The 14,930-nt window shown below is 60.2% G+C and carries 13 protein-coding genes, 1 tRNA gene and 1 pseudogene; 4 read left to right on the top strand and 11 right to left on the bottom strand.

Annotated features, from left to right (window positions below):
- From Y707_RS32550 to coaE, 4 genes and pseudogenes are all read right to left on the bottom strand, one after another.
- Positions 1-216 (bottom strand): annotated as a pseudogene (locus tag Y707_RS32550) (MFS transporter); the annotation flags it as partial.
- Between the two features lie 9 nt (positions 217-225).
- Positions 226-1,329: a TerC family protein gene (locus tag Y707_RS22985; protein ID WP_081744570.1), complete on the bottom strand. Its 1,104-nt coding sequence runs from the start codon at positions 1,327-1,329 to the stop codon at positions 226-228.
- 193 nt (positions 1,330-1,522) lie between these two features.
- Positions 1,523-3,610, bottom strand: a complete 2,088-nt coding sequence (gene uvrB / locus Y707_RS0102750; protein ID WP_026533940.1) for an excinuclease ABC subunit UvrB — start codon at positions 3,608-3,610, stop codon at positions 1,523-1,525.
- A gap of 96 nt (positions 3,611-3,706) precedes the next feature.
- Entirely contained in the window at positions 3,707-4,909 is a 1,203-nt protein-coding gene (gene coaE, locus Y707_RS22980) for a dephospho-CoA kinase (protein ID WP_035780043.1), read from the bottom strand.
- 36 nt (positions 4,910-4,945) lie between these two features.
- Between coaE and Y707_RS0102740 the strand changes: the two genes are divergently transcribed.
- On the top strand, positions 4,946-5,629 hold the full coding sequence (locus Y707_RS0102740; RefSeq protein WP_026533939.1) for a YigZ family protein: 684 nt from the start codon (positions 4,946-4,948) through the stop codon (positions 5,627-5,629).
- Positions 5,630-5,659: 30 nt separating this feature from the next.
- Here the strand turns inward: Y707_RS0102740 and Y707_RS0102735 are convergent, their stop codons facing one another.
- The 4 genes from Y707_RS0102735 to polA form a co-directional block, all read right to left on the bottom strand.
- Entirely contained in the window at positions 5,660-6,178 is a 519-nt protein-coding gene (locus Y707_RS0102735) for a tetratricopeptide repeat protein (protein ID WP_026533938.1), read from the bottom strand.
- 98 nt (positions 6,179-6,276) lie between these two features.
- Positions 6,277-7,743 (bottom strand): 30S ribosomal protein S1, encoded by a 1,467-nt coding sequence (gene rpsA, locus Y707_RS0102730; RefSeq protein ID WP_026533937.1) that lies wholly within the window; start codon positions 7,741-7,743, stop codon positions 6,277-6,279.
- Positions 7,744-7,919: 176 nt separating this feature from the next.
- Positions 7,920-9,224, bottom strand: a complete 1,305-nt coding sequence (locus Y707_RS22975) for a GNAT family N-acetyltransferase (RefSeq protein WP_155852651.1) — start codon at positions 9,222-9,224, stop codon at positions 7,920-7,922.
- A complete protein-coding gene (gene polA, locus Y707_RS0102720) occupies positions 9,224-12,004 on the bottom strand; it encodes a DNA polymerase I (RefSeq protein ID WP_081744569.1) in 2,781 nt (926 codons plus the stop codon). Before polA ends, Y707_RS22975 begins: the two co-directional genes overlap by 1 nt.
- Here polA and Y707_RS0102715 point away from each other — a divergent pair.
- On the top strand, positions 12,003-12,488 hold the full coding sequence (locus tag Y707_RS0102715; protein WP_081744568.1) for a PaaI family thioesterase: 486 nt from the start codon (positions 12,003-12,005) through the stop codon (positions 12,486-12,488). The genes polA and Y707_RS0102715 overlap by 2 nt on opposite strands.
- A 12-nt stretch (positions 12,489-12,500) precedes the next feature.
- Entirely contained in the window at positions 12,501-13,064 is a 564-nt protein-coding gene (locus tag Y707_RS0102710) for a P-loop NTPase family protein (protein WP_026533934.1), read from the top strand.
- Positions 13,065-13,213: 149 nt separating this feature from the next.
- On the opposite strand, the gene Y707_RS0102705 is transcribed toward Y707_RS0102710, so the two are convergent.
- On the bottom strand, positions 13,214-13,594 hold the full coding sequence (locus Y707_RS0102705; RefSeq protein WP_026533933.1) for a response regulator transcription factor: 381 nt from the start codon (positions 13,592-13,594) through the stop codon (positions 13,214-13,216).
- An 80-nt stretch (positions 13,595-13,674) separates the two neighbouring features.
- Positions 13,675-13,759, bottom strand: a tRNA-Leu gene (locus tag Y707_RS0102700).
- A gap of 138 nt (positions 13,760-13,897) precedes the next feature.
- On the opposite strand from Y707_RS0102700, the gene Y707_RS0102695 reads away from it, so the two are divergent.
- Complete coding sequence (locus tag Y707_RS0102695) at positions 13,898-14,491, top strand: ANTAR domain-containing response regulator (protein ID WP_026533932.1); 594 nt, start codon at positions 13,898-13,900, stop codon at positions 14,489-14,491.
- Positions 14,492-14,556: 65 nt separating this feature from the next.
- On the opposite strand, the gene Y707_RS29460 is transcribed toward Y707_RS0102695, so the two are convergent.
- A partial coding sequence (locus Y707_RS29460; RefSeq protein WP_035780039.1) for a pyruvate kinase alpha/beta domain-containing protein occupies positions 14,557-14,930 on the bottom strand: 374 nt, incomplete at its 5' end.

Here is a 14,930-nt window from a genome sequence, read left to right as displayed (position 1 = left end):
GGCAAGCGGAATTGCGGAAGCGGCGGCGGACAACGTCATCGCCGTCGTCACCGATCCTGCCCAGGCTTCTGATCCCGCCAGCTGGACGGCCAGCAGCGATCCGATCGCAAGGCTCGCACCGGTGCCAACACCGGATAGCAGCTGAGCGGCTGAAAGCACACGGACTGTGCGCCGCTGAAGCCCGCTCCGGTCGGGAACCGTCCCACCATGGCTCATGCCATGAGCCTAGTCCTTAGTCCGCGACTTCCTCACCTCGTGGGCGGTATTGTCCTCGCTGCGAGCGGTGTCGCCTTCCTCATCGGTCCGCTCTCCGCGGTCCCATTCGGCGTCTTTCTCCAGCTCTTCCGCAGCCTTAATGGCCCGTGCCTTGGGGCTCAACAGGCTCGCGGCAGTGGCGATGACAATGGTCGCCACGATGACGGCAAGCGAGACGAACGTACCGATTTCCGGCACCCAGGTGATGTGATTGCCGTTATTGATGAACGGCAGCTCGTTGACATGCATGGCATGGAAGACCAGCTTCACGCCAATAAACGCGAGGATAATGGACAAGGCGTGTTTGAGGTAGATCAGCCGCGTCATCAATCCGCCCAGCAGGAAGTACAGCTGGCGCAGGCCCATCAGTGCGAAAATGTTCGCGGTGAAGACGATGAAGGCACTTTGGGTCAGACCGAAGATGGCCGGGATTGAATCCACTGCGAACAGCAGGTCCGTCATACCGATCGTCACGAACACGATGATCATCGGCGTGAAGACTTTCTTGCCGTCGACCACGGTACGGATTTTGCCGCCGTCGTACTCCTCCGAAAGCGGGAGAACCTTGCGAAGTTTCCGGATCAGGGCGTTGTCGCTGCCGTCCTCTTCATCCTCGCCGGAATCAGTGGCCTGCTTGTAGGCCGTGTACAGCAGGAACGCGCCAAAGATGTAAAACACCCAGCTGAAGTTTTCAATAACCGCGGCACCGACCAGGATGAAAATACCGCGCAGAATCAAGGCAATAATGATGCCCACCATCAGCACTTCCTGCTGGTACTTTCGAGGCACCGAGAAACGCGCCATGATGATGATGAAGACGAACAGATTATCGATGCTGAGGCTGTACTCAGTAATCCAGCCTGCAACGAACTGACCGCCGAATTCGGGGCCGGTGAAGAAAAACATCAGCGCGGCGAAGATAAGGGCAAGAGTCACATAGAAGCCGACCCACAGACCGGCTTCCTTCATCGATGGCTCGTGTGGCCGGCGGGCGACCAGAACCAGGTCAAAGATCAGTATCGAAATGAGGACAACGAACGTTCCTATTTCGAAGGCGACGGGTAATTCGGGCATCAAAAACCTTTCAGGGATGACGAGAACCGTAAGTCTCTCCGCTGTCCCGCCCTCAGATGCCGGCAGCCGCTACGCCCGGCGAGGCTTCAGTGCCTTGCGTGTTGACGTCCGTAGCGCTTGGGATACTCCCCTACGACCTTAGAGTCTACCGAACGACGGGCCGGTCGGAAACCTGAACAACTGTCCGGCAAGGTTAGGCGTGTCCGGCGGCCTGCATTTGGCGCAGTTCCTTTTTCAAGTCTCCGATTTCGTCGCGCAGCCGCGCCGCGAGTTCGAACTGCAGCTCGGAAGCTGCCGAATGCATCTGATCAGTCATCTGGGAGATTAGATCCGCCAGATCCTCGGCCGGCGCCGACGCAAGTCCACCTTTGCCGGACCGCGGTTTGTCCCGGCCCTTCTTGGAACTCTTCGCCGCCGATGCCGCCTCCAGCAGCACCTGCGTATCGGCATCCTCGCGCGCAAGAGAATCCGTGATGTCGGCGATCTTCTTGCGCAGCGGCTGCGGGTCGACCCCGTTTTCTCTGTTGAATTCAACCTGGATGGCGCGACGCCGGTTGGTTTCGTCAATGGCCCGTTCCATTGAGTCCGTGATCTTGTCCGCATACATGTGCACTTGGCCGGAGACGTTACGGGCGGCACGTCCAATGGTCTGGATGAGCGACGTCGAAGAGCGGAGGAAACCTTCCTTGTCAGCGTCGAGGATGCTGACAAGGGACACTTCCGGCAGGTCCAGGCCCTCACGCAGAAGGTTGATCCCGACCAGCACATCGAACCTGCCGAGCCGGAGCTCGCGGAGCAGTTCAACGCGCCGCAACGTATCCACATCCGAGTGCAGATACTCCACCTTTACCCCATGTTCCATCAGGTAACTCGTCAGATCCTCCGCCATCCGTTTGGTCAGCGTGGTGACCAGCACCCGTTCATTACTGTCCACGCGGATCTGGATTTCGTCCAGCAGGTCATCGATCTGGCCCTTGGTGGGCTTCACGATCACCTCCGGATCCACCAGACCCGTTGGGCGGATGATCTGCTGCACGTATCCGTCTGCCTTGCCCAGTTCATACTTACCGGGTGTGGCGGACAGGTAAACCGTTTGTCCGATGCGTTCCTGGAACTCGTTCCATTTCAGCGGTCTGTTGTCCATAGCGGAAGGAAGCCGGAAACCGTAGTCCACAAGATTCCTCTTACGGGACATGTCCCCTTCATACATCGCCCCGATCTGTGGAACGGTCACGTGCGACTCGTCAATCACCAGCAGGAAGTCGTCCGGAAAGTAGTCCAGCAGGCAATGTGGGGCGGATCCCGCGGACCGGCCATCGATATGGCGGGAGTAATTCTCGATTCCGTTGCAGAAGCCCATCTGCAGCATCATTTCGAGGTCATACGTCGTCCGCATCCGGAGCCGCTGCGCCTCGACGAGTTTATTTTGACCTTCCAGTTCCTCAAGACGGTGACGCAGTTCGTCCTCGATGGACGTAATGGCGCGGTTCAGCCGCTCGGGGCCGGCCACATAGTGCGATGCGGGAAACACGTACATCTCTTCTTCCTCACGGACGATGTCGCCGGTGAGCGGATGAAGAGTGTAGATATTTTCGATCTCGTCCCCGAAAAACTCGATCCTCAGCGCGAGCTCCTCATACATCGGGATGATTTCCACGGTGTCTCCGCGGACCCTGAAGGTGCCGCGGTGGAAATCCATGTCGTTGCGGGAGTACTGCATGCTGACGAACTTCCGCAGCAGATCGTCCCGGTTCAGCTGCTCGCCCTTGCGCAAGGTGACCATTCCTGCGACGTACTCTTCCGGCGTGCCCAGACCATAGATGCAAGAGACCGTTGCGACGACGATAACGTCCCTGCGGGTCAGCAGCGCGTTCGTGGCCGAGTGGCGCAGCCGCTCAACTTCCTCATTGACGGACGAGTCCTTCTCGATAAAGGTGTCCGTCTGCGCCACATAGGCTTCCGGCTGGTAGTAGTCGTAGTAGGAAACGAAATACTCGACGGCGTTGTTCGGCAGCAGTTCGCGGAATTCGTTGGCCAGCTGGGCCGCGAGGGTTTTGTTCTGGACCATCACCAGCGTTGGACGCTGGATCTGCTCAACCAGCCATGCCGTCGTCGCGGATTTTCCTGTACCGGTGGCACCAAGCAGCACCGTGTCCTTCTCGCCGGCCTGCACACGCTCGGTCAGTTCGGCGATGGCCGCCGGCTGATCACCGGCCGGCTTGAACTCACTTATCACTTGAAAGGGGGCAACAACCCGCTTGATGTCCTGCGCAAGACTCATGGGTTAACGCTACCGCTTATTGGGGACAGCCAGCGTCCGCTTTATATTCAGAGCAAGGAACCGGCTCCGCGGCATGCGGAACCAGGCGTCATCGTCCTAGCGGACGCGGTCTGGATTTTCCCCGGCCCACTCAACCAGCCTTGGGTAAGCCCGCCCGGTGAACCACTCTTCCTTGGCTTCGGCATATTCTCCGGTCGACGCATCCATGGCATGCGCGGCGGCCAGTCTGTGTTTTTCCGCGGCATACTCCGCGGCGGCATCCGCATCTGCGCGAAGCCAGTTGCGGAATGCGAGGGCAAAGGCCGGGCCCGGGGATCCCTCCTTCCGGACATGGATATTCGCCGGTCTTCCAGGATCGCTGTTCCGGTGGAAGCGTTTGCGCCAGTGCTCAGGATCCGGATCGCAGGGTTTCGGGTTGTCCAGCCACTCTCCCCCGGCAGCCGGAAAACCGGCTTCGGCGAATGCGTCGGCGAAGCCGTCGGCATCGGCGAGGTCCGCGACCGTCACCTGCAGATCCAGGACGTCTTTGGCCGGCATCCCGGCGATAGCGGTGGAACCGATGTGCTCCACGGAGCGCACTGCGTCTCCCCCTGCCCGGTGCAGTCTTGCGCCGATCCTCCGGGCGGCAGCCGGCCAGGAGGGATCGTATTCGGACAGTACAGCGGGCCCTGTCCGCGCCGCTGGACTCCTGCTCCTGAGATTCGCTTCGAAGGGAACCAGGCGCTGCTGCCACAATTCATCGACAGTTGCGAGGGAATCCGGAAGATCGCCGGCATTATCTATGACGACGTCGGCCGCCTCAAGCCGCTGTTGGTCGGTGGCCTGCGCCCTGATCCTTGCTCTGGCCTGGGTCTCCGCCATATTCCGGTCCGAAACCATACGTTCCACCCGGATATCTTCGGGAGCCTCGACCACAATCACCAGATGAAAGTGGGATTGTTGAGCCGTTTCCACGAGAAGCGGAATATCCTGGACGATTATGGCGTCGTGTGCTGCCGCGGCAATACGGCGGGAGGCTGCCGATCTGACTTGTGGATGAACAATGGCATTCAGCCTTTCCCGCGCGGCCTTGTCATCGAAGACGATGCGGCTGAGGGCAGCCCGGTCGAGAGCGCCCTTGCCGTCCAAAATCTCAGGGCCAAAGGCCTCCACCACCTGATTAAGCCCGGATGTGCCCGGCTCAACCACTTCCCTTGCCAGAACATCGGCATCGATCAGGTCGGCACCCAGTTCGGCGAGTCTCCGGGCGATGGCGGATTTACCCGAAGCGATCCCGCCGGTGAGTCCGATTGAGAGCATGCTGCCATCATAGACAGCCGGGCTCGATAGAGTGGAATGGTGAATTCCGACGGGCAAGGCAGCGGATCTGACCAGTACAGTACGTTATCCGCGGAGCACCGGAACGAACTGGAGGTCAAGCGATCCCGCTTCATTACGGTGTTGCGCAGGGTGGAAACGGAAGACGATGCCCGTAGTCTGGTCGCGGATTTGCGTAAGGAATTCCATGACGCCCGCCACCACTGCAGCGCCTTCATCATTGGAGCAGATCGAACAGTTCAGCGCTCAAATGACGATGGCGAGCCATCCGGAACTGCCGGGGCTCCCATGCTGGAGGCATTGGTACGCCGCGGGACTGCCGCCGGAGTCGCTGATCTGAGCGATGTTTGTGCCGTCGTCGTGCGCTACTTTGGGGGAATCCTCCTCGGGGCGGGCGGGCTCGTCAGAGCCTACTCGGATTCCGTCTCCTCAGCGCTGCAGACCGCCCCGCTGGTGCAACGACGGCTCATGCAACTGTTCACCATTGAACTTGCTCATGACCAAGCGGGACGGTTGGAGAACGAGCTGCGGGCTGACGGTATCCAGATAGTGTCCAATGACTACTCGGTCAGCGGGGTGGAATTGACGGTTGCTCTGCCGGCTGGAGAACCGGCAGCCGGGTTCCCGCACCGGCTGGCCTCACTGACTGGCGGCCGCTCCCGGCCGGAACCCAGCGGCTGCCGCTGGACTGACCTCAGCTGATTGCCGCTGCGGTGGCTCTTTAATGGCCTGCTACTGCGGCGTTAGCGTGGACCCACGACGCGCATTCTCCTCGGCGTGGCGGAGCGCAGCCGCCGATGCCTTGATGTTCGCCTCGGACTCCTGGCTTATCCGGTGCAGCCGGAGCGCGGCCGCAAAACATGAAGCCGCTGTGGTGTAATCCTTCTCTGCGAAAAACACTTTTCCCAGATGGTGCTGCAAATCAGCTTCCCGTTTGCCACCGGACGCTTCATCAAGGAGATGCCGGTACATGGCCTTGGCCTGAGGGTAGTCTCCCCGTTCGGCCTGAATGTCCGCCGCAAGAGCGCGCAGGCGGAAATCTCCGGGGCCGGGGCCTTTCTTCACGGCCTTATCAAGCGCCTTTTCAGCCTTGTCCAACGCCCCAAGGAAGAGGTGGTAGACAACAGCATCCACCGGATCGCTGGAACTGCCGATGGTGGCCTCGAACTTATCCCGGTCGTGGACAAGCGGCAGCAGGGTTGAGGTACTGACTCCGGTCCCCTGACCTGTGTCGATGAACTGTTCCTTCATGGATCCTTCCGGGAAAATGCAAAGGACCCCCACCTGGTGGTGGAGGTCCTTTGCTCAATCAGCTACTGCTGGAATCGATTAGCTCGACCACCGCAGATTTAGTTGCCCGTAAGTTTCTCGCGCAGTGCGGCGAGAGCCTCATCCGATGCAAGCGTGCCGGAATCCTCGGCAGGTGCCTCGGAGGAGTAGCTGGAGGCGTTGCTCTCGGGTGCTTCGGAAGTTTCCTCCACATCCTCGGCAGACTGCTCGGCAACCTGCTTCTTGTGAGCTTCCCAACGTGACTGGGCGTCAGCGTACTGCTGCTCCCACACCCCACGCTGGTCCTCGTAGCCCTCGAGCCATTCGTTGGTCTCCGGGTCGAAGCCCTCGGGGTACTTGTAATTGCCGGCGTCGTCGTACTCGGCGGCCATACCGTACAGCGCAGGATCGAACTCGGTGGAATCCGGGTCGACACCTTCGTTGGCCTGCTTGAGGGACAGCGAGATGCGGCGGCGTTCCAGATCGATGTCGATGACCTTGACAAACAGCTCGTCGCCAACGGAGACAACCTGTTCGGCCAGTTCCACGTGGCGCACGGCCAGCTCGGAAATGTGGACCAGGCCCTCGATGCCGTCTTCGACGCGCACAAATGCACCGAACGGAACCAGCTTGGTGACCTTACCCGGCACGACCTGACCCAGGGCGTGAGTGCGGGCGAAGGTCTGCCAAGGATCTTCCTGGGTGGCCTTCAGCGACAGGGAGACGCGTTCGCGGTCCAGGTCGACCTCGAGCACCTCAACGGTGACTTCCTGGCCAACCTCGACGACCTCGGACGGGTGGTCGATGTGCTTCCAGGACAGCTCGGAAACGTGAACCAGACCATCGACGCCACCCAGGTCCACGAAGGCACCAAAGTTGACGATGGAGGAGACAACACCGGGGCGCACCTGGCCCTTTTCCAGCTTGTTGAGGAACGTGGAACGAACCTCGGACTGGGTCTGCTCCAGCCATGCACGGCGGGAAAGCACAACGTTGTTGCGGTTCTTGTCCAGCTCGATGATCTTGGCTTCGATCTGCTGGCCAATGTACGGAGCCAGATCGCGGACACGGCGCATTTCCACCAGGGAAGCCGGCAGGAAGCCGCGCAGCCCGATGTCGAGGATGAGACCGCCCTTGACGACCTCGATGACGGTTCCGGTAACGACGCCGTCCTCTTCCTTGACCTTCTCGATATCGCCCCAGGCACGCTCGTACTGAGCGCGCTTCTTGGACAGGATCAGGCGGCCTTCTTTGTCTTCCTTGGTCAGGACCAGGGCCTCGACCTCGTCACCGACGGAGACAACGTCTCCGGGGTCGACATCGTGCTTGATGGAAAGCTCGCGGGAAGGGATGACACCCTCGGTCTTGTAGCCGATGTCGAGCAGAACTTCATCGCGATCGACCTTGACGACGGTGCCTTCGACCAAGTCTCCGTCGTTGAAGTACTTGATGGTTTCGTCGATGGCGGCGAGGAAGTCCTCAGCGGTACCAATGTCGTTCACAGCGACCTGTGGGGTACCTGGCTTCTCGGTGGTGGTGATGGTCATGTAGTAGGGGCTCCGTTGTGGATTGATGATCGGATCAGGCACACCGTCTATGCGGAACAAGGACGGCGGTACTGAATGCTTATAGTTGTATCCAGCCGACGTGCTTACAGCTGGAGGGCGCGCGTGAGTCGCACTTTGCAAGTCTAGTCGCATTTGACAACAAGGGTCAAAGCGCTTTAAAAGTGCGTGATGCAGTACGGAGTCTCCGGCCGGGCGAACATGTCGTCCAGCATCTTCAAACTCCCCCCGCTGGACCGGATCTCTCCTGCAGCGGCGAGCGTCAGGGCACTGACACCGCCCAGATACAGGGATCCCAGCGCGTTCACAGTGAGTTCGACGTCGGCAATTCCGTGATTGCCTATTGTCTCCACCGTGGCTTCTCCTCCCCTGACGTGAAGCCGGTAGGTTCCGTCGACCCAACCCAGCGGATCGGTGAGCTTCATAGTGAGGGTCCCGTCCGTCTTGTAGCTCCGCGCTTCCAAGGCTTTCACCGGGTCGAGTACCCGAAGCCACAGCACGTCTTCGTCACCGGTGACCGTGTAACCGCGGCGGTCTGACATCGCCCAGGGCAGCGGGTCCTCCATGGCGGCCAGCGGGAATTTGATCCGTTCGACCAGATCGATGGAGCCAAGGTATTGCCACAGCGCCAGGTAGGCGTCATCGGTCCCCGCCACGAGGTCGATGACCTTCATCGTGAACGGTTGAGTGTCCCAGCCAGCGAACTTATATGAGACATAGCCGTCCACTTCACCACCGTCGTCGTAGCGCAGCGCCGTACGTACTGACTTGTCAGGTTCCGGCTTCTGCTCGCTCCATTGTCCTGAGATGCGGTGCCGGTACGCGTCCTGCCGTCCCATAGAACCGGTGGTCCGCCGGTGGAATTGGTCGAACACCCGGGGCGCAATGTTGAGCAGCACCTCTGGATCGGCCACCTCGACCATTCCGCTGACCGGTGCAGCAATGCCAAACCTCTCCCGCGTGTCGATCTCGACGCTGCGGGTGAAAGTGGCGGCACCGAATCCGAACCGGCCATAGATGGTCGCTTCGGAGGCGGTCAACGCCGCCATAGCCAGTCCCGCTGACTTCGCTGCCGACAGGTCCTCTGTGATCATCCGGCGCAGCAGACCACGACGTCGGTGCGTGGGCCGCACTGTTACCGCCGTGACGAGGTGGGTGGGCAGCAGCCTGCCGCCGCCGACGTTCATCGTGTTGACCATCGTGGCGTACGTTGCCACCGGCATATCGGCGTCCCAGGCGGTCCCCGGCGGGTTCGGCACGTACGCCCCGGTCAGGACCCTGTCATCAGCGCGGTAGGATTCCACGATTTTCGCCAGGTATTCATTGTCCGGAGTGCCGTCGTGAAAACCGAAGGACACGGCTTGGAACCACTTGGCCGTCCTCGCATCCGGAACGTCGCCGTCCAGTGCCGGGTCAAAGGGCTCGGTCTTGTAGTTGCTCTGGCTGTTCTCCTGGAACATCATCAGTGGCCTGCCTCATGCCAGGAGGCGCCGGCTCCCACCTGCACGTCCAAGGGCACCGACAGCGTCGCCGCCGCGGCCATTTCCTCAATCATGAGCTGTTCCACGACTTCCCTTTCTCCCGGTGCCACTTCGAGCAGGAGTTCGTCATGGACCTGGAGCAGCATCCGCGAACGCAATCCTCCGGAGGCCAAGGCACGGTCGACGCCGAGCATGGCCTTTTTGATAATGTCCGCTGCCGAGCCTTGGATCGGGGCATTCAGCGCTGCCCGTTCGGCCATCTCCCGCAGCTGGCGGTTGTCGCTTGAAAGATCCGGAAGATAGCGGCGACGTCCCTCGATAGTGCAGGTATAACCGTCGACCCTTGCCTGGTCCACCACACCGCGCAGGTAGTCGCGCACGGCCCCGAACCGTTCAAAGTAGTCGTTCATCATTGTCCGTGCCTCGTCCACCGGCACGCCAAGCTGCTTGGATAGGCCGAAGGAGCTCAACCCGTACACCAGTCCGTAGGACATGGCCTTGACCTTTGAACGCATTTCCGAGGTGACGTCCGCCGGGTCGACGTTGAAAATCCGCGCACCAACGAAGCGGTGCAGATCTTCGCCTTCCTTGAAGGCCTGGATGAGCGCCTCATCACCGGAAAGGTGCGCCATAATCCGCATTTCGATCTGTGAATAATCCGCAGTCAACAATGTCTCATATGGAGTTCCGCCAGATGTTCCCACCATGAACACTTCGCGGATCCGCCGCCCGGCTTCGCTGCGGATCGGAATGTTTTGCAGATTGGGGTTTGTTGAGGACAGCCTTCCGGTGGCCGCGACAGTCTGCAGGTAGGTAGTGTGCACCCGCCCGTCGTGGTCAACGGCTTTTTTGAGGCCTTCAACGGTCTGTCGCAGTTTCGTTGCATCCCGGTAGGCCAGCAACTCGTGCAGGAACGGGTGTCCGCTCTTGATGATGAGATCGTTCAGAGCATCCGCATCCGTGGAGTAGCCGGTCTTGATTTTCTTCGTCTTGGGCAATCCGAGCTCGTCGAACAGCACCGTCTGGAGCTGCTTCGGGGAACCCAGATTAATCTCCTTGCCGATGATCTCGAACGCCGCGGACTGTGCTGCGTCGATCGTCGCCGTGAAGTCGCTGAGGAGAGTATCGAGCCGCTCAACCGAGACGGCGATTCCAGTCAGTTCCATGTCCGCCAACACCCGGGCCAGCGGCAGCTCCAGACCGGACAACAGTTCCCCACCGCCGCGGGCAACGAGCTGCGCACTGAGATACTCGCTGAGGCGGTGAATGACAGCAGCCTTCAGAACCGCATCCCTGGACGTCGTATCACCGTTGTCCAGGTCCAGCTGAAGCTGGGCATCGCTGCCCGCCGCCGGATCGCTCAGCGAAACACGGAGGTGATATTGGCTCAGGTCTGCCAGCTCATAGTTTCGCCGGTCGGGTTGCACCAAATAGCCGGAGAGCACCGTATCGTCGACGACTCCCGCCAGTTTGAGTCCGCGCTGGGCCAGGGCCTTATAGAGGACCTTGAAGTCATGGACGATTTTCGGAGCATCCAAGTGAGCAAGCCACTGCGCCAGCTCCTGTTCGGCAGCCGCATCGAGCTCCTCAAGGGCGATATAAGCGGCTGTTTCGGAGGAAACAAGACCCAGCCCGACGACGTCGTTCCCGCCGTTTGCGATTACCTGGAGCACGGGAGAGATTGCTGTGTTGTGCAATTTCGTGGAGTCGAACCATTCGTTGACCTCCCCGGCGCTGCTCAGCACAGTGAATTCGGGTGTCAGCTGCTCTTCTTCGTTAGCGGCTGCTTCTTCCTCCCCATAGAGGTCGAACAACCGCTTGCGCAGGACATCGAACTGCAGTGCATCGAACAGGTCCTCCACCGCTTCGCGGTCCGGGTGCGACGCCGTCAACTTCTCCAGCGCGATCGGCAGTTCCAGATCTCCCAGCAGCCGGTTGAGGCGCCTGTTCCGCTTCACCTCGTCGACATGCTCACGGAGCGCTTCTCCGACCTTGCCTTTAATGGAATCGAGGTTCTCCCAGATACCGTCCAGACCGCCGTAGAGCTTAATCCACTTGGCAGCCGTCTTTGGTCCGACACCGGGAACGCCGGGAAGGTTATCAGCCGTTTCCCCCACCAGGGCGGCAAGATCGGAATAGAGCGCGGGCGGAACCAGATATTTCTCTTCAATTGCCGCAGCGTCCATCCGGGGCAGGTCAGTGACGCCCTTGCGGGGATAGAGGACAGTGACGTTGTCATTGACCAGTTGGAATGCGTCCCGGTCTCCGGTGACGACCATAACGTCGAAATCCGCAGCGGTGCCCTGTTCTGCCAGCGTGGCGAGGATGTCATCCGCCTCGTAGCCGTCCAGCGAGATCGTCGGAATCCGCAGCGCTTCCATCACCTTGATAATCAGGTCGATCTGGCCGAAAAACTCCTGAGGCGTCTTGTTCCGGCCGGCCTTGTACTCCGTATACTCCACCGTCCGGAATGTCGGTGTATCGAGGTCGAACGCAACAGCAAGATGGGTTGGCCTCTCGTCCCTGATGAGGTTGATCAGCATCGAGGTAAAGCCGAACACTGCATTGGTGTGCTGGCCGGTCGAAGTGGAAAAGTTTTCGGCCGGGAGGGCATAAAACGCCCGGAACGCCATGGAATGGCCGTCGATAACGATTAGTCGGTTGCGTTCCGCGGTTGCCGTGCCGGTGCCGGAGATGGTCTTTTCGGCCGGCGGTCCGGCGGGTTTGGTAGTTTCAGTCACAGGTGCCAGCCTAGTTCTCATGACCGACAATTTCACCCGCGAGGAAGCTGCACCGGCCGTTACCAACAGCTTCAAGCAGGAACTGATCGACGCCGGTGTGCCGGCGGACATGCATGAGTGGCTCAGCCCACACGGAGTCGGCGCCCTCGTGGCCAGGATGGGCATCACGTTTGTGGAAATCTCCGCCGAGCGGACGGTCGGAACCATGCCCGTCCAAGGCAACACACAGGTAGCCGGAATCCTGCATGGTGGTGCTCACATGGTCCTCGCCGAGACCCTGGGATCCTTCGCCGCGGGAGTTCACGCCGGACGGCACCGTCAGGCGTTGGGAATCGAGATCGGTGCCACTCATCACCGCGCAGTTTCCTCCGGCACTGTTACCGGCACGGCGACGGCCATTCATCTGGGCCGGACACTCACCACGCATGAAATCGTGATGACCGACGACGACGGGCGCCGCCTCTCGACGGCCCGGATCACCAACCTCCTCCGGGACAAGCGCTAAGGGATCCGGCCGATGCTGACGGCGGAGCGCATCCTCATCTACGGCGTCACAGGCTCGGGGAAATCGACCTTGTGCCGGGACCTTGGCGAGAAGACCGGCTTGCCCAGGCATTGGGTGGACGATCTGACCTGGGAACCCGGATGGGTGCAGGTACCGCTGGAGGTCCAGCGCAGCCGCATAGCCGGCATCTGTGCCGGAAGGCGCTGGATTCTCGATTCTGCCTACTCAAGCTGGGTGGATATTCCCTTGGAGTCGGTCCAGCTGATCATTTGTCTCGATTATCCCCGCTGGCTCTCGTTTGGGCGCCTGCTGGTCCGGACGTTTGCGCGAAACCGGGATAAGAAAGAAATCTGCAATGGCAACGTTGAATCGTTCCGCAATACATTCTCCCGCGATTCAATACTGCTCTGGCACTTCAAATCCTTCAGCCGCAGACGCGCCCGCATGCGTGCCATGGCTGCTGATGCAGCATCGCCAAGTGCCGGATCTCCGGCATTGCTGCTCTTTAAATCACCGCGCGAAACGGCCTCCTGGGTGAGATCCCTTCCGGACGGTGATGAAAAGCTGAATCGTTAGAATATTTTCGATTTCGCTACTGGTGCTTGGTCCTTCAGCGTGGTCCATCACTTCATCTTCTCCCGCCGCCAGCGGCAAATCGTTCCAATGATGATCTGATAATGCACCTGGCAGCCTTGGATGCGTAGTGCCTAAAGAACCTATTTAGATCAATACCGGCTACGAGTGATCAGGACATTCACCCTGGTCTGCAGCTCCCGTGGACTGAACGGCTTCACAACGTAGTCGTCGGCACCGGCCGCAAAACCGGCTTCAATGTCGCGCTCCTGATTCCTCGCCGTCAGCAGAAGGATAGGGGTCTGGATGGCCGGTTCCGAACCACGCAGCGACTTGACTACGTCGATTCCGGAAATCCCGGGCATCATCACATCCAGCACGATAGCGTCAAAGTGCTGTCCCGTGGCGAGCTCCAAGGCTTCTGCACCGTCGTCGGCCGTCAGAATCTCATGTCCGGCACTGGAAAGTTTCAGCGCGACGAGGTCCCGGATGTCGGGATCATCATCAACCACGAGAATTTTTGCATTGCTCACAGGCGATCATCCGCTGCCGGATCGCGGGAAATGAGACCAATCATACTTTGATGGTATCGAACCTGGATCCCGCCAAAATTTGGTGCCCGAAGTGGGACTTGAACCCACACACCTTTCGGTACTGCATTTTGAGTGCAGCGCGTCTGCCAATTCCGCCATTCGGGCCGGCCCGGATCCTTCAGCGTCAGTTCGCTGCGTCACCGAGTGCGCGAAACTACTGTACATGCCGATAGGCTGTTTCCGTGAACCGGCGACAATACCGGTTCACAATTCCGTTGATTTTCCGCATCCGAGGAGCCCCTAGTGTCTGAGCAAGCCGAGTCCACCCCCGCACGTCGAGTGATTGTGGCTGAGGACGAGACTTTGATCCGCCTGGACATTGTCGAGATTCTCCGTGGTGAGGGCTACGACGTCGTTGCCGAAGCCGACAATGGTGAACGGGCCGTGGAGCTGGCCAAGGAGCACCGTCCGGATCTTGTCCTGATGGATGTCAAGATGCCGGTGATGGACGGCATCACCGCCGCCGAGCAGATCGTTAAGGCCAGGATCGCCCCGGTCGTGCTGCTCACCGCTTTCAGCCAGAAGGAACTGGTCGAACGTGCCCGTGATGCCGGCGCCATGGCGTACGTCGTTAAACCATTTACGCCGTCGGACCTGGTCCCGGCGATCGAAATCGCGCTGTCACGCCACGAGGAAATTAAGGCGCTCGAGTCCGAGGTGTCGGACCTGCAGGAGCAGTTCGCGACCCGCAAGCTCGTTGAACGCGCCAAGAGCCTGTTGACCACGAAGATGGGCCTGACGGAGCCGGAAGCGTTCCGCTGGATCCAGAAGACCTCGATGGACCGCCGGCTCAGCATGCGTGAGGTTGCCGAAACCATCATCAACCAGGTGAATTAAGCGGCAAAGGTGGCCTGCGGAACTATCCGCAGGCCACCTTTGCCGAAAATTGTTGAGGCGGGAGTTTACTTCCGCTTCTTCTCATCCTGTGGCCAGGGTCCGACCTTTTCCTTGACGCTCTGGCGCTCGGAGCCCTCGGGCAGCATGCCTGCGTCAGTCACATCTCCAACCTTGTGGACCTTCAACGAGTTGGTCGAACCCGCTTGTCCTGGAGGCGAACCGGCCGCAATGACCACCAGGTCGTCGCGCTGGACCAGACCCTGGGTGAAGAGCGTCTTGTCGACCTGCGCGGTCATGGCGTCGGTGTGCGTGACGAAGTCGACCAGCAGCGGCTGGATTCCCCAGGTCAACGCGAGCTGACAGCGCACCGCCTCCACCGGGGTGAACGCGAATACCGGCTTGAGCGGGCGCAGGCGGGACAGCCGCCGTGCCGAGTCGC

It is taken from the genome of Arthrobacter sp. H14 (genome assembly GCF_000520495.1).
In the GTDB taxonomy this organism is placed as follows: Bacteria; Actinomycetota; Actinomycetes; order Actinomycetales; family Micrococcaceae; genus Arthrobacter_C.
Note: the sequence above shows the minus strand (reverse complement) of the source record. Positions and strands in the feature narration are given on the sequence as shown.